The organism is Pseudomonas sp. UC 17F4, assembly GCF_900101695.1.
Classification (GTDB): domain Bacteria; phylum Pseudomonadota; class Gammaproteobacteria; order Pseudomonadales; family Pseudomonadaceae; genus Aquipseudomonas.
The window spans coordinates 294,225-312,100 of sequence record NZ_FNKV01000001.1; the positions used below are offsets into that span (position 1 = coordinate 294,225).

General features: G+C 63.4%; 20 protein-coding genes and 1 pseudogene. 15 read left to right on the top strand and 6 right to left on the bottom strand.

Annotation, left to right across the window (positions count from 1 at the left end):
* Nucleotides 1–165: 165 nt before the first annotated feature.
* From phaC (BLR26_RS01310) to BLR26_RS01325, 4 genes are all read left to right on the top strand, one after another.
* Nucleotides 166–1,845 (top strand): class II poly(R)-hydroxyalkanoic acid synthase, encoded by a 1,680-nt coding sequence (gene phaC, locus BLR26_RS01310; protein WP_093376956.1) that lies wholly within the window; start codon nt 166–168, stop codon nt 1,843–1,845.
* Between the two features lie 60 nt (nt 1,846–1,905).
* Nucleotides 1,906–2,757, top strand: coding sequence for a poly(3-hydroxyalkanoate) depolymerase (phaZ, locus tag BLR26_RS01315; protein ID WP_045193860.1), 852 nt, complete (start codon nt 1,906–1,908; stop codon nt 2,755–2,757).
* A 119-nt stretch (nt 2,758–2,876) separates the two neighbouring features.
* Complete coding sequence (gene phaC, locus BLR26_RS01320; protein WP_093376960.1) at nt 2,877–4,559, top strand: class II poly(R)-hydroxyalkanoic acid synthase; 1,683 nt, start codon at nt 2,877–2,879, stop codon at nt 4,557–4,559.
* Between the two features lie 13 nt (nt 4,560–4,572).
* Nucleotides 4,573–5,187, top strand: a complete 615-nt coding sequence (locus tag BLR26_RS01325) for a TetR/AcrR family transcriptional regulator (protein ID WP_045193863.1) — start codon at nt 4,573–4,575, stop codon at nt 5,185–5,187.
* A gap of 117 nt (nt 5,188–5,304) precedes the next feature.
* Here BLR26_RS01325 and BLR26_RS01330 read toward each other — a convergent pair whose 3' ends face one another.
* From BLR26_RS01330 to BLR26_RS01340, 3 genes are all read right to left on the bottom strand, one after another.
* Entirely contained in the window at nt 5,305–6,105 is an 801-nt protein-coding gene (locus BLR26_RS01330) for a phasin family protein (RefSeq protein ID WP_093376965.1), read from the bottom strand.
* A 10-nt stretch (nt 6,106–6,115) separates the two neighbouring features.
* On the bottom strand, nt 6,116–6,535 hold the full coding sequence (locus tag BLR26_RS01335) for a phasin family protein (RefSeq protein ID WP_045193865.1): 420 nt from the start codon (nt 6,533–6,535) through the stop codon (nt 6,116–6,118).
* Nucleotides 6,536–6,770: 235 nt separating this feature from the next.
* Nucleotides 6,771–7,046 (bottom strand): polyhydroxyalkanoic acid system family protein, encoded by a 276-nt coding sequence (locus BLR26_RS01340; RefSeq protein ID WP_045193867.1) that lies wholly within the window; start codon nt 7,044–7,046, stop codon nt 6,771–6,773.
* Between the two features lie 124 nt (nt 7,047–7,170).
* Between BLR26_RS01340 and ubiE the strand changes: the two genes are divergently transcribed.
* The 11 genes and pseudogenes from ubiE to BLR26_RS27625 all read left to right on the top strand — a co-directional run bounded on the left by ubiE (nt 7,171) and on the right by BLR26_RS27625 (nt 15,139).
* Nucleotides 7,171–7,941, top strand: a complete 771-nt coding sequence (ubiE, locus tag BLR26_RS01345) for a bifunctional demethylmenaquinone methyltransferase/2-methoxy-6-polyprenyl-1,4-benzoquinol methylase UbiE (protein ID WP_045193869.1) — start codon at nt 7,171–7,173, stop codon at nt 7,939–7,941.
* Complete coding sequence (locus BLR26_RS01350; RefSeq protein WP_093376970.1) at nt 7,941–8,564, top strand: ubiquinone biosynthesis accessory factor UbiJ; 624 nt, start codon at nt 7,941–7,943, stop codon at nt 8,562–8,564. The genes ubiE and BLR26_RS01350 overlap by 1 nt, the downstream gene beginning before the upstream one ends.
* A complete protein-coding gene (ubiB, locus tag BLR26_RS01355) occupies nt 8,561–10,168 on the top strand; it encodes a ubiquinone biosynthesis regulatory protein kinase UbiB (protein ID WP_093376975.1) in 1,608 nt (535 codons plus the stop codon). Before BLR26_RS01350 ends, ubiB begins: the two co-directional genes overlap by 4 nt.
* 72 nt (nt 10,169–10,240) lie before the next feature.
* Nucleotides 10,241–10,633 carry a phosphoribosyl-AMP cyclohydrolase gene (gene hisI / locus BLR26_RS01360; protein ID WP_093376980.1) on the top strand — a complete coding sequence of 131 codons (393 nt, stop codon included), beginning with the start codon at nt 10,241–10,243 and terminating at the stop codon, nt 10,631–10,633.
* Nucleotide 10,634: 1 nt separating this feature from the next.
* The gene (locus BLR26_RS01365) at nt 10,635–10,970 is read left to right on the top strand and encodes a phosphoribosyl-ATP diphosphatase (protein WP_010222337.1); all 336 of its coding nucleotides are present in this window, start codon (nt 10,635–10,637) and stop codon (nt 10,968–10,970) included.
* Nucleotides 10,971–10,995: 25 nt separating this feature from the next.
* The gene (locus tag BLR26_RS01370) at nt 10,996–11,265 is read left to right on the top strand and encodes a twin-arginine translocase TatA/TatE family subunit (protein WP_045193875.1); all 270 of its coding nucleotides are present in this window, start codon (nt 10,996–10,998) and stop codon (nt 11,263–11,265) included.
* Nucleotides 11,266–11,268: 3 nt separating this feature from the next.
* Nucleotides 11,269–11,652 (top strand): Sec-independent protein translocase protein TatB, encoded by a 384-nt coding sequence (tatB, locus tag BLR26_RS01375; RefSeq protein WP_045193877.1) that lies wholly within the window; start codon nt 11,269–11,271, stop codon nt 11,650–11,652.
* Entirely contained in the window at nt 11,649–12,440 is a 792-nt protein-coding gene (gene tatC / locus BLR26_RS01380) for a twin-arginine translocase subunit TatC (RefSeq protein WP_045193879.1), read from the top strand. Before tatB ends, tatC begins: the two co-directional genes overlap by 4 nt.
* Nucleotides 12,437–13,144, top strand: coding sequence for a 16S rRNA (uracil(1498)-N(3))-methyltransferase (locus BLR26_RS01385; protein ID WP_093376985.1), 708 nt, complete (start codon nt 12,437–12,439; stop codon nt 13,142–13,144). Before tatC ends, BLR26_RS01385 begins: the two co-directional genes overlap by 4 nt.
* Nucleotides 13,145–13,222: 78 nt before the next feature.
* Nucleotides 13,223–14,284, top strand: a pseudogene (locus BLR26_RS27620) (methyl-accepting chemotaxis protein); the annotation flags it as partial.
* Nucleotides 14,285–14,425: 141 nt separating this feature from the next.
* Nucleotides 14,426–15,139 carry a methyl-accepting chemotaxis protein gene (locus BLR26_RS27625; protein ID WP_010222329.1) on the top strand — a complete coding sequence of 238 codons (714 nt, stop codon included), beginning with the start codon at nt 14,426–14,428 and terminating at the stop codon, nt 15,137–15,139.
* Nucleotides 15,140–15,202: 63 nt separating this feature from the next.
* Here the strand turns inward: BLR26_RS27625 and BLR26_RS01395 are convergent, their stop codons facing one another.
* From BLR26_RS01395 to BLR26_RS01405, 3 genes are all read right to left on the bottom strand, one after another.
* Nucleotides 15,203–15,937 carry an amino acid ABC transporter ATP-binding protein gene (locus tag BLR26_RS01395; RefSeq protein ID WP_093387192.1) on the bottom strand — a complete coding sequence of 245 codons (735 nt, stop codon included), beginning with the start codon at nt 15,935–15,937 and terminating at the stop codon, nt 15,203–15,205.
* On the bottom strand, nt 15,930–16,892 hold the full coding sequence (locus BLR26_RS01400; protein WP_045193883.1) for an amino acid ABC transporter permease: 963 nt from the start codon (nt 16,890–16,892) through the stop codon (nt 15,930–15,932). The genes BLR26_RS01395 and BLR26_RS01400 overlap by 8 nt, the downstream gene beginning before the upstream one ends.
* 76 nt (nt 16,893–16,968) lie before the next feature.
* Complete coding sequence (locus BLR26_RS01405) at nt 16,969–17,769, bottom strand: transporter substrate-binding domain-containing protein (RefSeq protein WP_176794300.1); 801 nt, start codon at nt 17,767–17,769, stop codon at nt 16,969–16,971.
* Nucleotides 17,770–17,876 lie beyond the last annotated feature (107 nt).

The window sequence follows — 17,876 nt, forward strand, 5'->3', positions numbered from 1 at the left end:
CAGTCTTCTCACGCAGAAAAAACCCGCATGGCTCATCGTCGTTTGCATCCGGCCGCAGGACCGCAGTTCGTTATCACTGGTCACCCGAGCAGCAGTACCGGGCGTTCGTCTGTGTAACGCGCACAGTCAAACCGGTACTCGTCTCAGGACAACGGAGCGTCGTAGATGAGTAACAAGAATAACGATGACCTGCAGCGCCAAGCCTCGGAAAACACCCTGGGTCTGAACCCGGTGATCGGCTTGCGCCGCAAGGATTTGCTGACATCTGCTCGAATGGTCCTGCGTCAGGCCATTCGTCAACCGCTGCACAGTGCCAAGCATGTCGCCCATTTCGGCATGGAGCTGAAAGATGTGATCTTCGGCAAGTCGAGCTTGCAGCCCGAGGGCGATGACCGCCGTTTTCACGACCCGGCCTGGAGCCAGAACCCGCTGTATCGCCGCTACCTGCAGACCTACCTGGCCTGGCGCAAGGAACTGCACGACTGGATCGATACCAGCAACCTCTCCGACCAGGACATCAGCCGCGGCCACTTCGTCATCAACCTGATGACCGAGGCCGTGGCGCCGACCAACACCGCAGCCAACCCGGCGGCGGTCAAGCGCTTCTTCGAAACCGGTGGCAAGAGCCTGCTCGACGGCCTGTCGAACCTGGCCAAGGACATGGTCAACAATGGCGGCATGCCCAGCCAGGTGAACATGGACGCCTTCGAAGTCGGCAAGAACCTCGGCACCAGCGAAGGCGCGGTGGTGTTTCGCAATGACGTGCTGGAACTGATCCAGTACCGGCCGATCACCGAGCAGGTGCTGGAAAAGCCGCTGCTGGTGGTACCGCCGCAGATCAACAAGTTCTACGTCTTCGACCTCAGCCCGGAAAAGAGCCTGGCGCGTTTCTGCCTGCGCTCCAACGTGCAGACCTTCATCGTCAGTTGGCGCAACCCGACCAAGTCCCAGCGCGAATGGGGCCTGTCGACCTACATCGACGCGCTCAAGGAAGCGGTCGACGTGATCCTGGCGATCACCGGCAGCAAGGACCTGAACATGCTCGGCGCCTGCTCCGGCGGTATCACCTGCACTGCGCTGGTGGGCCACTACGCGGCGCTGGGCGAAAAGAAGGTCAACGCCCTGACCCTGCTGGTCAGCGTGCTCGATACCACCCTCGATACCCAGGTGGCGCTGTTCGTCGACGAGCAGACCCTCGAGGCGGCCAAGCGCCACTCCTATCAGGCCGGTGTGCTCGAAGGCCGCGACATGGCCAAGGTATTCGCCTGGATGCGCCCCAACGACCTGATCTGGAACTACTGGGTCAACAACTACCTGCTGGGCAACGAGCCGCCGGTGTTCGACATCCTGTTCTGGAACAACGACACCACGCGACTGCCGGCCGCCTTCCACGGCGACCTGATCGAAATGTTCAAAAACAACCCACTGCTGCGCCCCGATGCACTGGAAGTGTGCGGCACGCCGATCGACCTCAAGCAGGTGACCACCGACATCTTCAGCGTCGCCGGTACCGCCGATCACATCACCCCGTGGCAGTCATGCTACAAGTCGGCGCAGCTGTTCGGTGGCAAGGTCGAGTTCCTGCTGTCCAACAGCGGCCATATCCAGAGCATCCTCAACCCGCCGGGCAACCCCAAGGCGCGCTACATGACCAACAGTGAAATGCCCGCCAGCGCCCTCGACTGGCAAGAGAACTCGACCAAGCACACCGATTCCTGGTGGCTGTACTGGCACACCTGGCTGGCCGAGCGTTCCGGCAAGCTGAAAAAAGCCCCGGTCAACCTTGGCAACAAGGCTTACGTCGCCGGTGCCGCCGCGCCAGGGACCTACGTTCACGAGCGTTGATAGCGAACACCGCCGCAGCTCGCGAGGGCTGCGGCGTTTATCCAACACAGGGCTTCGCGCATGCCGCAACCGTATATTTTCAGGACCGTCGACCTGGATGGCCAGACCATCCGCACCGCCGTCCGACCCGGCAAGCCGCACTTGACGCCCTTGCTGATCTTCAATGGCATCGGCGCCAACCTGGAGCTGGTGTTCCCGTTCATCCAGGCCCTGGACCCGGACCTTGAGGTAATTGCTTTCGACGTGCCGGGGGTCGGCGGTTCATCGACCCCGCGCCACCCCTACCGTTTTCCGGGCCTGGCCAAGCTTACCGCGCGCATGCTCGATTACCTCGACTATGGCCAGGTCAATGTCATTGGCGTGTCCTGGGGCGGGGCGCTGGCCCAGCAGTTCGCCCATGACTACCCCGAGCGCTGCAAGAAACTGGTGCTGGCTGCCACCGCCGCTGGCGCGGTGATGGTGCCGGGCAAGCCCAAGGTGTTGTGGTTGATGGCCAGCCCCCGGCGCTACGTGCAACCGTCCCATGTGATCCGCATCGCCCCGCAGATCTACGGCGGCGCCTTTCGCCGGGACCCGGACCTGGCCCTGTCGCACGCGGCCAAGGTGCGCTCAGGTGGCAAGCTCGGTTACTACTGGCAACTGTTCGCCGGGCTCGGCTGGACCAGCATTCACTGGCTGCACAAGATCCAGCAGCCGACCCTGGTGCTGGCCGGTGACGATGACCCGTTGATTCCCTTGATCAACATGCGCCTGCTGGCCTGGCGAATTCCCAATGCCCAGCTACACATAATCGACGACGGCCACTTGTTCCTGATCACCCGGGCCGAGGCCGTCGCCCCGATCATCATGAAGTTTCTCCAGCAAGAGCGCCAACGCGCCGTCATGCACCCTCGGCCCGCCCCCAGCAGCTGAGACGCCTGCCACACCCGAGCCCATGGCAGGATGCCAGGCACCCCGGGTGCGCGGCGTGAGGTTGGTGTCGCTCTTGCATTGATGTGTTTGTTGATGGCCTGACGACGGAGTGTTGCCTGATGAAAGACAAACCCGCTAAGGGATCGCTACCGGTCCCCGCCACCTATATGAACGTGCAGAGTGCAATCAGCGGTCTGCGCGGCCGCGACCTGCTCTCGACCTTGCGCAGCGTCAGCCGTCATGGCTTACGCCATCCGCTGCATACCGCCAAGCACATGCTCGCCCTGGGCGGTCAGCTGGGCAAGGTGCTGCTGGGTGAAACGCCCTACCAGCCCGGCCCTCGCGACAACCGCTTCAAAGACCCCGCCTGGAGCCAGAACCCACTCTACAGTCGCGGCCTGCAGGCCTACCTGGCGTGGCAGAAGCAGACCCGCCTGTGGATCGATGAAAGCCAGCTGGCACCCGATGATCGCGCCCGCGCACACTTTCTGTTCACCCTGCTCAACGATGCCGTGGCGCCGAGCAACTCGCTGCTCAACCCGCTGGCGGTCAAGGAGCTGTTCAACTCCGGCGGCCTGAGCCTGGTGCGCGGCATCAACCACCTGCTCGATGATTTGCGCCACAACGACGGTCTGCCGCGCCAGGTCAATCCGCAGGCCTTCGAAGTCGGCCGTAACCTGGCCACCACGCCGGGCTCGGTGGTGTTTCGCAACGAGCTGCTGGAACTGATCCAGTACAAGCCGATGAGCGAAAAACAGTACGCCAGGCCCTTGCTGATCGTGCCGCCGCAGATCAACAAGTTCTACATCTTCGACCTCAGCCCGGCCAACAGCTTCGTCCAGTACATGCTCAAGAACGGCCTGCAGACCTTTATGATCAGCTGGCGCAATCCCGACCCGCGCCACCGTGAGTGGGGCCTGTCGAGTTATGTCGAGGCGCTGGAGGAAGCACTCAACGTGTGCCGGGCGATCACCGGCAGCCGCGAGGTCAATCTCATGGGCGCCTGTGCCGGTGGCCTGACCATGGCGGCGTTGCAAGGCCATTTGCAAGCCAAGCGCCAACTGCGCCGGGTCAGCAGCGCCACCTACCTGGTCAGCCTGCTCGACAGCCAGATCGACAGCCCGGCGAGCCTGTTCGCCGACGAGCAGACCCTCGAAGCGGCCAAGCGCCGTTCCTACCAGCAAGGCGTGCTCGATGGCCGCGAGATCGCCCGGGTGTTCGCCTGGATGCGCCCCAACGACCTGATCTGGAACTACTGGGTCAACAACTACCTGCTGGGCAAGGCGCCACCGGCGTTCGACATCCTCTACTGGAACAACGACAACACCCGCCTGCCGGCGGCGCTGCACGGCGACCTGCTGGACTTCTTCAAGCACAACCCGCTGGCCCGCGCCGCAGGCCTTGAGGTATGCGGCACGCCGATCGACCTGCAGAAGGTCAACGTCGACAGCTTCAGCGTCGCCGGCAGCAACGACCACATCACCCCCTGGGATGCGGTGTACCGCTCGGCGGCACTGCTCGGCGGCGACAAGCGCTTCATCCTTGCCAACAGCGGCCATGTGCAAAGCATCATCAACCCGCCGGGCAACCCCAAGGCGCACTACGTCGACAACCCGCGCCTGAGCAGCGACCCGCGGGCCTGGCTCTACGATGGCAAGCAGGTCGACGGCAGCTGGTGGCCGCAGTGGCTGGAGTGGATTCAGGCACGCTCCGGCGTGCAGCGCGAAACCCTGATGGCCCTCGGCAACCAGAACTACCCTCCCATGGACCCCGCGCCCGGCAGCTACGTGCAGGCGCGCTGAACAAGAAGAACGGATGAAAACCCGCGACCGTATCCTCGAATGTGCCCTGCAACTGTTCAACCGCCAGGGCGAGCCGAATGTCTCGACCCTGGAGATTGCCAACGAAATGGGCATCAGCCCGGGCAATCTCTACTACCACTTCCACGGCAAGGAGCCGCTGGTGCTGGGGTTGTTCGAACGCTTCGAGGACGAGCTCACGCCGCTGCTCGACCCGCCGCTGGAAGTGCGCCTGGATGCCGAGGACTACTGGTTGTTCCTGCACTTGATCGTCGAGCGCATGGCCCAGTACCGGTTTCTGTTCCAGGACCTGTCGAACCTGACCGGGCGCCTGCCCAAGCTGGCCCGCGGCATGCGCAACCTGCTCAACGCCCTCAAGCGTACCCTGGCGGCGCTGCTGGCCAGCCTCAAGGCCCAGGGCCAGGTGCTCAGCGATACGCGGGCGCTGGGGCAACTGGTGGAACAGATCACCCTGACCCTGCTGTTCTCGCTCGATTACCAACGGGTGCTGGCTCGCGAAGGTGAAGTCGGAGTGGTGGTCTACCAGGTGATGATGCTGGTGGCGCCGCACCTGGAGGCGGGGTCGCGGTATGCGGCAGAGCAGCTGGCCTTGAGGTATCTGGATGGCTGACCCTAGGACTGCTTCGCAGCCTGTTCGCCGGCAAGGCCGGCTCCCACAAACCCGGTACAACACCCATAATGAAAACGCCCGGCACAAGGCCGGGCGTAGACTGACAGCCGCCTGAAATCAGGCCTGGCTGGTCGGGCTTGCCGATGGCGACGACACCGGTGCGACCGCTGCAGCACCGGCTGCTGGCGCCGGGCTTGGCGACGGTGCAGCGCTGGCCGCAGGGGCCGCCGGCTTCGCCGCTGCAGGTTTCGCTGCTGGCTTGGCCGCTGGCTTTTTCACTGCCGGCTTCTTCGCCGCAGCCGGTTTGGCTGCAGGCTTGGCTGCTACCGGCTTGGCTGCTGGCTTGGCCGCAGGTTTAGCCGCTGCGGTTTTCGCCGCTGGCTTGGCTGCAGGTTTTGCCGCCGCAGTTTTCGCTGCTGGCTTGGCTGCAGGCTTGGCCGCAGGTTTCGCTGCAGCCTTGGCCAATGGCTTGGCTGCGGTCTTGCTCGCTGCCGGTTTCTTCGAGATAGGCGTAACCGATGCACCGGTCAGCTTCTCGATCTGCTTGGTCAGCGTATCGACTTTCGAATGCAGCGCCTTGACCTCACTGCGGCTCGGTACGCCAAGACGCGAGATCGCACTGTTCAGGCGCTTGTCGAAAGCACCTTCGAGCTCGTCCCACTTGCCCAGGGCGCGGTCCTTGACGTCGCTGATGCGCGAGGTCGCCGACTTGGCGGTTGCCTTGGCGGAGTCGACAGAGCCCTTGGCGAGTTTTTCAGCTTTCTCACCCTCCTTGACCAGGTTGTCAAACACCTTGCTGCCATCCTGATCGATCTTGGAGTAGATACCCAAACCAGCCAGCCAGATCTTGCGGGAATACTTCTCGATCCCCCCGACCCAGGAGCTGCCTTCTTTTTCAGTATTCTTCTTGCCAGCCATCCCGCTCTCCTTATTGTTTACGTGCGACACGTTCAAGCAATGCCGTGAGCTCATCGAGCTTGACAGAGAGTGTCTCCACGTCATGTTTAGACGGAATGCCGATGCGATTCAAGGCGCTCGCGACCCGTGTGTCGAAAGCCTTTTCGATTTTGTCGAGTTGAACCTCGACCTTGCCCTTCACGCTGCTCAGTTCGCCCTTCACCGAATCGATCTCGGAGTTGGCGGCATCGACCTTGGCATCGAGCTTTTTCTTGCCACGTTTTTCTACCGATTCACCGGCCTTGACCAGCTCTTTCAGGTAGTCGGCACCTTCCTGGCCGACCCGGGTGTAAGCCCCGAGACCTGCCAGCCAGATCTTGCGCGCGTAGCTGCGCACTTCACCCAACGTGCGCTGGGCGTCGTCTTTTTTCTTCAGGATAACTTTGGCCATGCTCTGCACCTCACGCTCTGAACGGAAATGGAGGAACTGCCCAGGGAAGTTGGGCTTGAGCACAAGGTAGGGGGAAAAATTAGAATTGGCACACTAATAAAGGGGGCAGCGACAAGCTTCAAGCTTCAAGCTTCAAGCGGCAAGAAAGGCAGCGGTGATCTTGAAACTGTCGTGCCCCTCCCACTCACCGCGAACCACTTGCAGCTTAAAGCTTGCAGCTCCCCCCCTTGAGCCGCTAGGCGAGCGCCTTATCCAGCGCCCGCTCGATCTCGCTTTTGATGGTACCGCTCATCATCGACAGCATCATGCCCAGCTTCAGCTCGACCTTGATGCTGTCCTCGCCAATCTGCACGCTGCCGTTGGCGCCACTGCGCTTGACCTCGACGCGGTCGCCATTCCAGCTGGCCTTGAGGTCGTATTCGCGGGCCAGCTTGTCGACCAGTGCCTCGGCCTTTTGCCGGGCCGCGTCGCGGCCCAGGCTGTGTTTGCGTTCAACGCTGATCTGGGTCATTCATTCAATCCTGGGTTCGAAGGCATACTTATATTATGCCCGCGCCCCACCTGCGACACACCCCGCCAAGACAAATCCGACCGTACGCCCTAGAATGGCCAGTAATTTTTTCCGGTGAAGCGATATGAACGATCAGCGCAAAGGCGACCACGCCGAACCCACCACCCACTTCGGCTACAAAGACGTGCCGGAAAGCCAGAAGGCCGAGAAAGTCGCCGAGGTGTTCCACTCGGTGGCGGCCAAGTACGACCTGATGAACGATGTGCTCTCCGGCGGCATGCACCGCCTGTGGAAGCGCTTCACCATCGAGCTGTCGGGCGTGCGTCCGGGTAACCGGGTGCTCGACATCGCGGGCGGCACCGGCGACCTGGCGGCCAAGTTCTCGCAACTGGTCGGCCCCACCGGCCAAGTGGTACTGGCCGACATCAACGAGTCGATGCTCAAGGTTGGCCGCGACCGCCTGCTCGACCGCGGCGTGGCCGGCAACATCGAGTTCGTCCAGGCCGACGCCGAAAAGCTGCCGTTCCCGGACAACCATTTCGACTGCGTGACCATCGCCTTCGGCCTGCGCAACGTCACCCACAAGGAAGACGCCATCCGCTCCATGCTGCGGGTGCTCAAGCCCGGCGGCCGCCTGCTGGTGCTGGAATTTTCCAAGCCGACCAACAAGCTGATGTCCAAGGTCTACGATGCCTATTCGTTCGCCTTCATGCCGCTGGCCGGCAAGCTGATCACCAACGACTCGGAAAGCTATCGCTACCTGGCCGAATCGATCCGCATGCACCCTGACCAGGAAACCCTCAAGGCGATGATGGTCGAGGCCGGTTTCGACCGCGTCACCTACCACAACATGACCAGCGGCATCGTCGCCCTGCACCGCGGAATCAAGCCCTGATGCTCCTGGCCGGCCTGCTCGCCAGCGTCGAACACGGCCTCAACCGTGTTTTGCGCCTGGACAGCACAGCGCTGCCGCGCCTGCGCCCGCTCGACGGCAAGGTGATTGCCATCGACTGCCGCCAGCCGGCCCTGCAGCTGTTCATCCTGCCCAGTGACGAAGGCCTGATGCTTGCCACGCACTGGGCCAATGAGGCCGACTGCACCTTGCGCGCGCCGGCCAGCAGCCTGCTGCGCCTGGCCCTCAGCCAGGACAAGAGCGCCGTGTTGCACAGCCCGCAGGTCGAGCTTGAAGGCGACAGTGCGGTGCTGCTCGACCTAGTGGCGGTACTGCAGGACCTGGAGCTCGACTGGGAGTACGAAGTCTCGCGCTGGCTCGGCCCGGTCGCCACGCAACTGCTCAGCGGCCACTTGCGCAGCCGCGCCAACTGGACCCGCCAGGGCCTGGCGGCGCTCAACCAGAACCTTTCCGAGTACCTCGCCGAAGAGGCCCGGACCCTGGTCGGCCAGCGCGAAGCCGAAGCCCGTTTCGGCGAACTCGACACGCTCAAAGTCGATATTGAACGCCTTGAGGCGCGCATCGAGCGCCTTGCCCGATCCCTTGATACCAGCGATAACGCATGAAGCTGCTTGCCGTCCGCCGTCTGTTGCGCATCCAGCGCGTCGTGATCCGTTACCGTCTCGATGACCTGCTGTTCGCCCTGCCCCTGCCCTGGTGGCTGATGGGCCTGCGCTATGCCATGCCCTGGCGCTGGCTACCGCGCAAGGAGCTGCGGCTTAGCCGTGGCGCGCGCCTGCGCCTGGCGCTGCAGGACCTGGGGCCGATCTTCATCAAGTTCGGCCAGTTGCTCTCGACCCGCCGCGACCTGCTGCCCGAAGACATCGCCGACGAGCTGATGCTGCTGCAAGACCGGGTTCCGCCATTCGATCCGCAAAAAGCCATCGCCCTGATCGAAGAACAGCTCGGTGCGAAGATCAGCGAAGTGTTCAGCCGCTTCGACGTCGAGCCGCTGGCTTCGGCGTCGGTAGCCCAGGTCCACGCGGCCAAGCTCAAGAGCGGTGAAGAGGTGGTGGTCAAGGTCGTGCGCCCGGGCCTCAAGCCGATCATTGCCCAGGACCTCGCCTGGCTGTTCCTGATCGCCCGCGGTGCCGAACGGGTTTCGGCCGATGCGCGCCTGCTGCACCCGGTGGAAGTGGTCAACGACTACGAAAAGACCATCTACGACGAACTCGACCTGTTGCGCGAGGCGGCCAACGCCAGCCAGCTCAAGCGCAACTTCGAAGGCTCGGAGATGATGTACGTGCCCCAGGTCTACTGGGACTGGTGCCGGCCGAAAGTGCTGGTGATGGAGCGCATCTACGGTATTCAGGTCACTGACCTTGCGACCCTGGCCGACCAGCGCACCGACATGAAGATGCTCGCCGAGCGCGGCGTGGAGATCTTCTTCACCCAGGTGTTTCGTGACAGCTTCTTCCACGCCGACATGCACCCTGGCAACATCTTCGTCAGCACGGTCAAGCCGTGGAGCCCGCAGTACATTGCCATCGACTGCGGCATCGTCGGCAGCCTGACCCCCGAGGACCAGGACTACCTGGCGCGCAACCTGTTTGCCTTCTTCAAGCGCGACTACCGCCGTGTGGCGCAGTTGCACATCGATTCGGGCTGGGTACCGGCGCAGACCAAGCTCAACGAATTCGAAGCGGCGATCCGCACCGTGTGCGAGCCGATCTTCGAAAAACCGTTAAAGGATATTTCCTTCGGCCAGGTGCTGATGCGTCTGTTCCAGACCGCGCGGCGCTTCAACATGGAAGTCCAGCCGCAGCTGGTGCTGCTGCAAAAGACCCTGCTCAACATCGAAGGCCTGGGCCGCCAGCTGTACCCGGACCTCGACCTGTGGAGCACCGCCCAGCCGTTCCTCGAACGTTGGATGCGCGAGCGCGTCAGCCCCAAGACCCTGCTGCAGAACCTGCATGGCCAGGTCGAGCAGATCCCGCACCTGGCCGGCATGACCCGCGACCTGCTCGAGCGCATGTCGCAGCCGCACCTGGCCGACCCGCCAGCACCCTGGCAGCACAAGAGCGATCACTGGGCCCTGCGCCTGCTCGGTGCCGGCCTGCTTGGCGGCGGCGCCACTCTGGCAGCCGGCGCGGTGAGCCTCAGCGCCCCTGCTGCCTGGCCGGCCTGGCTGATGCTGGCCGCCGGCCTCTACCTGATCGTGCGTCGATAGCCAGCCGGGCCGCTGGCTGGCACACTAGCGCAAGGGTTCGGCGAAGGATCGAACCCGGTTTTGGAGTCGAAGATGAAAGACTGGCTGGACGAGATCAACTGGAACAGCGATGGCCTGGTACCGGCTATCGCCCAGGACCACAAGACCGGGCGCGTGCTGATGATGGCCTGGATGAACCGCGAATCGCTGGCGCTGACCGCCGCTGAGCAGCGGGCCATCTACTGGTCACGTTCGCGTGGCAAACTGTGGCGCAAGGGCGAAGAGTCCGGCCACGTGCAAAAACTGCACGAAATGCGCCTGGACTGCGACGCCGACGTGATCATCCTGATTGTGGAACAACTGGGTCATATCGCCTGCCATACCGGCCGCGAAAGCTGCTTCTACCGGGTCTTCGAGCACGGTGAGTGGAAGACCGTCGACCCCGTCCTCAAGGACCCGAATGCCATCTACAGCGCAGGACACTGACATGAGCGACACCCTGACCCGCCTGGCCGAAGTACTGGAAGCGCGCAAAGGCGCCGAGCCCGACAGCTCGTACGTGGCCAGCCTGTATCACAAGGGCCTGAACAAGATTCTGGAAAAGCTCGGCGAAGAGTCGGTCGAGACCATCATCGCCGCCAAGGACGCCGCCCACAGTGGCGACTGCAGCGATGTCATCTACGAGACCGCCGATCTGTGGTTCCATAGCCTGGTCATGCTCGCCCAACTGGGCCAGCACCCGCAGGCGGTGCTGGACGAACTGGACCGCCGCTTCGGCCTGTCCGGGCACGCCGAGAAAGCAGCGCGTCAGCCGTCGGCCTAACTGAATTATTTCGAGGGATTGCACCATGGGTATTTTTGACTGGAAACACTGGATTGTCCTGCTGGTCGTGGTGGTACTGGTGTTCGGTACCAAGAAGCTGAAGAACTTCGGCAGCGACCTGGGCGAGTCGATCAAGGGCTTCAAGAAAGCCATGAACGAAGAAGAGTCCAAGCCGGCCGAGCAGACGCCACCGCCAGTGCAACCGGTCCAGCCCCAGGCCGCTTCGCCGCTGAACCAGCCGCAGACCATCGACGGCCAGGCCCACAAGGTCGAAGAGCCGATCAGGAAAGATTGATCAATGTTCGGGATCAGCTTCAGCGAACTGTTGCTCGTGGGCCTGGTGGCCCTGCTGGTGCTCGGCCCCGAGCGCCTGCCGGGTGCCGCGCGCACCGCCGGGCTGTGGATCGGCCGGCTCAAGCGCAGCTTCAATGCGATCAAGCAGGAGGTCGAGCGCGAAATCGGCGCCGATGACATCCGTCGTCAGTTGCACAACGAGCACATCCTCTCCATGGAGCAGGAAGCGCGCAAGATCCTCAACCCCAACAGCGTCACGCCCGAGCCGCCGGCAACCCCGGCAGCCACCAGCGAAAGCGCCCCGGCGCCCGCCCCGGTCAGCAGCGAACCCACGCCGCCAGCCACCAGCGCGCCCACCGAACCGACACAGCCACCGCGAGCCCCATGAGCGATATTCCGGAAAACGACCAGCCGATGCCGCTGGTTTCGCACCTCACCGAGTTGCGTACACGCCTGCTGCGCTGCGTCGCGGCCATCTTCCTGATCTTCGCCGGGCTGTTTTCCTTCGCGCAGCAGATCTACACCCTGGTCTCGGCGCCATTGCGCGCGCACTTGCCGGCCAACGCGACGATGATCGCCACCGACGTCGCCTCGCCGTTCCTGACGCCGTTCAAGCTGACCATGATCGTTTCGCTGTTCCTGGCCATTCCGCTGATCCTGCAGCAGATCTGGGGCTTCATCGCGCCGGGCCTGTACCGCCATGAAAAGCGCATCGCCATTCCGTTGCTGGTGTCGAGCATCATCCTGTTCTACGCCGGCATGGCCTTCGCCTATTTCCTGGTGTTCCCGCTGATCTTCGGCTTCTTCGCCAGCGCCACCCCGGAAGGGGTGTCGATGATGACGGACATTTCCAGCTACCTGGATTTCGTCATGACCCTGTTCTTCGCCTTCGGCGTGGCCTTCGAGATCCCGGTGGCCGTAGTGCTGCTGGTGTGGATCGGCGTGGTCGACGTGAAGTACCTGAGAAAGATCCGCCCGTACGTGATCATCGGCTGCTTCGTGGTCGGCATGATCCTCACCCCGCCGGACATCTTCTCGCAGACCCTGCTGGCGGTGCCGATGTGGCTGCTGTTCGAGATCGGCGTGCTGTTTGGCGGGCTGATCCGCAAGCGCAGCGAGCATCCGCAAGACGCTGCCGACGACCATAACGACCAGCCGCCAGCGACCCAGCCGTGAACCTGCTGTTACTCGAAGAAGCCGATTTCATCGCGGCCGACCGTGTGGTGCTGGCTGACCGGCGCTTTACCCACATGCAGGAAATCCACCGTGTGGCAGTGGGCGACAGCCTGCGGGTCGGGCGTATCGGCGGGCTGATGGGCCAGGCCGAGGTGCTGCGCCTGGAAGGTCACGAGGCCGAGCTCAAGGTCAGTTTCGACCAGCCGCCTCCGGCCAAACTGCCGCTGACCCTGGTGCTGGCGCTGCCACGGCCGAAGATGCTCCGCCGGGTGTTCCAGACCGTTGCCACCATGGGCGTGCCGAAGGTCATCCTGGTCAACAGCTACCGGGTCGAAAAGAGCTTCTGGCAAACACCGTTCCTCGAACCCGAGGCGATCCGCGAACAGCTGATCCTCGGCCTTGAGCAGACCCGCGACACGGTGCTGCCCGAGGTCATCATCGAAAAGCGTTTCAAGCCGTTTGTCGAAGACCGCCTGCCAGCCATCAGCGAGGGCACCCTCGGCCTGGTCGGCCACCCTGGCCAGTACCCGCCGTGCCCACGCGGGTTGAACGAGCCCGTTACCCTGGCCATCGGCCCGGAAGGCGGCTGGATTCCCTACGAGATCGACCTGCTGGGCAAGGCCGGCCTTGCCCCGGTACAGCTTGGCGAACGCATCCTGCGCGTCGAGACAGCAGTCACCGCGCTATTGGCACGCTTGTTCTGACTTCAGTTTTGCCGCTCCAGGCCGATGCATTGGCACCAGAACAATAATCGCCTCTGCCGATCGCAATGGAGTCCCACCATGTACCGTTGGTTAGCCCAGCACCTGGGTAACGTGAGCGTCAATCTCAAACTCGGCATCGGCTTCGGCCTGGTCCTGTTGCTGACCCTGGCCATTACCCTGACCGGCTGGCAGGGCCTGAACGGCATTACCGAGCGTGGCGACACCCTGGGCGGCATCTCCCAGGTGCACCAGGCCACCCTGGAGCTGCGCATTGCCCGCCAGGGCTTCCAGCTCAAGGGCGACGAGGCTGCAGCGCAGGGCCTGAGCAACGCCCTGGCGGCGCTTGAACGCCAGCTGCAAGCGGTCGACCAACGTATTGTCCTGCCCGAGAACCGCCGCCGTATCGAGCAGCAGCACGACGCCGTGCGCCAGTACCACCAGGCCCTGACCAGTGCCGACAAAGCCGCCCAGCAGCGCGAAGCCGCTCGGGCCGTGCTCGGCAGCAGCGCCGACGAGGCCGCAGCGCTGATCGCCCAGGTCGAGCAACAACTGCTCGGCGGTAGCGACCTGAACCTGTTCAACAGCGTGGTCGGCGCCAGCAAACTGCTGCAACAGGCGCGCTTCCAGGTGCGTGGCTATACCTACAGCGGCAAGCCCGAGTTCCAGCAAACCGCGCTTGAAGCCATCGACCAGGCCACCTCGCAGCTCAAGACCCTGGCCGAAGTGCTGCCGGCCAGTTACACCAGCAACTTCAACCAGGCCGCCCGTGCCCTGGGCAACTACCGTGGCGCGGTGGTCGAGTTCGGCAATGCGCAAAGCGCCTCCGAGCAGGCCGCGCAGCACATGATCGTGCTCGGCCAGAGCCTGATCGAGCAAAGCCAGCAACTGACCACCACCCTCACCGGCCTGCGCGATGCCGAGTCGCAGCATGCCAAGTCGATGCTAGCCCTGGCCACCGTGCTGGCCCTGTTGTTCGGCCTGCTGGCCGCCTGGGCGATTACCCGGCAGATCGTCATCCCCCTGCGCCAGACCCTCAACGCCGCCGACCGCGTCGCCAGTGGCGACCTGCGCCACGACCTCAAGGTCGATCGCCGTGACGAGCTGGGCCAATTACAGCGCAGCATGCAGCGCATGACTGTGAGCCTGCGCGAACTGATCGGTGGCATCGGCGACGGCGTCACCCAGATTGCCAGCGCCGCCGAAGAGCTGTCGGCAGTCACCGAGCAGACCAGCGCCGGGGTCAACAATCAAAAGGTCGAGACCGACCAGGTCGCCACCGCCATGAACGAAATGGCCGCCACTGTGCAGGAAGTCGCGCGCAACGCCGAGGAAGCCTCCGAGGCGGCGGTGATGGCCGACCAGCAGGCCCGCGAAGGCGATCGGGTGGTCGGCGAAGCCATCGCCCAGATCGAGCGCCTGGCCAGCGAGGTCAACCACTCCAGCGAAGCCATGGGCCAGCTCAAGGCCGAAAGCGACAAGATCGGCAGTGTGCTCGATGTGATCAAGTCGGTGGCCCAGCAGACCAACCTGCTGGCCCTCAACGCCGCCATCGAAGCTGCCCGCGCCGGTGAAGCCGGGCGTGGCTTTGCCGTGGTCGCCGATGAAGTGCGCAGCCTGGCCCAGCGCACCCAGCAGTCCACCGAAGAGATCGAACAGCTGATCGCCGGCCTGCAAAACGGCACCCAGCAGGTTGCCACGGTCATGGACGCCAGCCGCGGCCTGACCGACAGCAGCGTCGAGCTGACCCGCCGCGCCGGCACCTCGCTGGAAACCATCACCCGCACCGTGTCGTCGATCCAGGCGATGAACCAGCAGATCGCCGCTGCTGCCGAGCAGCAGAGCGCGGTGGCCGAAGAGATCAACCGGAGCGTGATGAATGTGCGCGACGTGTCGGACCAGACCTCGGCCGCCAGTGAAGAGACCGCGGCGTCGAGCGTCGAGCTGGCGCGGTTGGGGACGCATCTGCAGACGCTGGTCGGCAAGTTCCAGCTGTAGAAAGCATCGCGGGTCAAGCCCGCTCCCACATAAGTGGGAGCGGGCTTGACCCGCGATGAGGCCCTAGAGCACCTGACGCAAAAACGCCTGGGCGCGCAGGTCCTTGGGTGAAGTGAAGAACGCCTCCGGCGGCGAATCTTCCAGCAGCTTGCCGTGATCGAAGAACAGCACCCGATCCGCCACTTCCCGGGCGAAGCCCATTTCGTGGGTGACGCAGACCATGGTCATGCCTTCCAGGGCCAGGGTCTTCATCACATCGAGCACTTCGCCGACCATTTCCGGGTCGAGCGCCGAGGTCGGCTCATCGAACAGCATCACCTTGGGGTCCATGGCCAGGGCGCGGGCGATCGCCACCCGCTGTTGCTGACCACCGGACAAGCGTGATGGGTACTCGTTGGCCTTCTGGGCGATACCAACCTTATCCAGCAGCGCACGGGCCTTGGCTTCGCGCTCGGCCTTGCCGCGCTTGCGCACGACTTTCTGCGCCAGGCACAGGTTCTCCAGCACGGTCATGTGCGGGAACAGGTTGAAATGCTGGAACACCATACCGACTTCGCGGCGGTAGGCGTTGACGTCGGTCTTCGGGTCGGCCAACTGCAGGCCGTCGATGGCCACGGTGCCTTCATCGAACGACTCCAGGCCGTTCAGGCAGCGCAGGAAGGTCGACTTGCCCGAACCCGAAGGGCCGAGCACTACCAGCACTTCGCCCTTGGCCACGTCGGTGCTGACGTGATCGACCGCGCGCACCACCTGCCCACGGGTGTCGAAGACTTTTACCAGGTCACGGACTTCAATCACTTTGCGCAAGCCTCCGCTCAAGCCGGCTGGCCATGTGCGACAGCGGCAGGTTGATCAACAGGTACAGGCCGGCGACGCAGAACCAGATCTCGAAGGTCGAGAACGAAGTGGTGATCGCCTCGCGACCGCTTTTGGTCAGTTCGGTGATGGCGATCACCGAGACCAGCGAGGTGTCCTTGACCAGGCTGATGAACTGCCCGGCCAGCGGCGGCAGCACGCGCTTGAAGGCTTGCGGCAGCACCACATGACGCATCGACTGGCCAGCGCTCAGGCCCAGCGAACGGGCCGCTTCACCCTGGCCCCTGGCAATCGACTGCACCCCGGCACGGACGATCTCGGCGACGTAGGCGCCGGTAAACAGCGCCAGCGCCGCCACCCCGGCAAACTCCCGGGACAGGTTGAGCACGGTGCCGATGAAGAAGTAGAAGATAAAGATCTGCACCAGCAGCGGCGTGCCGCGCACCAGCTCGACATAGACCGTCGACAGGTCGCGCAATGTCGGGTTGTTCGACAGCCGGCAGAGCCCGGCAAACAGTCCGATCAACAGCCCCAGCACACCGGAGGCGACCGAGATCCATACCGTGGTCCACAGGCCCCAGGCCAGCGGGCCCGCGGCCCAGTGGTGGGTAACGCCGATCAGGTCGCCTTCGGCCACATCGTCGCCGCGCGACAGCTGTACGCTGGCCTGCTCGACCTCGAAGACCTGCTCGCCACCGCTCTCGTCACGTACGGTGACGCTGGCCATGTCGCCCTTGCTGACGATGGCTTCGATGGTGCCGTTTTCACTCACGCGCTGGGCGACTTCGGCCTGGTAGGCGAAATACTGCGGCACCCGGTTCCAGCGCCACTCGTAGGACATCAGCGAGGTCGCGTAATACAGGCTGATCGCCAGGCCGATCAGGACCAGCGCGGTCAGCCCGTGCCAGGGCCACTGGGCTTTGTTGTGTTTGATCACGAGGGTACTTCCGTAAAAGCGAACGCGCAGGACCAGCCTGCGCGTCGGGTTTCAAGCCAGGCGTGGGGCCTTGGCCTTATTCCATGTCCTTGAGCCAGGCGGTGTCCTTGAACCACTTGTCGTGGATTCGATCGTAGGTACCGTCGTGCTTGATCTGGTGCAGGAAGTTGTTGATGAAGTTGAGGCTGTCGTAGTCGCCCTTCTTCAGGCCGAAGGCCAGCGGTTCGAAGGTGAACGGCTTGTCGAGGAACAGCAGCTTGCCAGCGCCGGCCTTGTTCACCGCCACGACGTTGTACGGCGCGTCATAGACGAAGGCGTCGGCCTTGCCGTTGACCACGTCCATCACCGCTTCCTGCTCGTTGTCGTAGCCGTGGTACTTGGCTTTGCCGATCAGCTTCTTGGCGACCATTTCGCCGGTGGTGCCGAGCTTGGAGGTCAGGCGGTACTTGTCGTTGTTCAGGTCTTTGTAGGACTTGATCTCGTCTGCCAGTTCCTTGCGGATCAGCAGGGTCTGGCCGACCACGATGAAGGGTTCGCTGAAGTTCAGCTTGAGGTTGCGTTCCTGGGTCAGGGTCATGCCGCTGCCGATCATGTCGAACTTGTCGGTCATCAGCGCCGGGATGATGCCGTCATAGGCGGTGGAAACCATCTCCAGCTTGACGCCCATGGACTTGGCCATGGCCTTGAGGATATCGACCTCGAAGCCGATGATCTCGCCGCGCTTGTTGGTCATCTGGAACGGCATGTAGGTAGGGTCCATGCCGACACGCAGGGTGCCGCGCTTGACCGCGTCATCGATGGCACCAGCCGCCTGCGCGGCACTTACCGCAACCAGCGCCGTGACGCCGACCAGCAGCATCGACAGATACTTCTTAATCATCACCAGATCCCCTAGCAGGAAAGCTCGAATTTTATTTTTGGCGCGAACCGTCCTACAGCGACGGGTGCGAGATATTCGGGGTGGGATGCTAACGCATGAACGGC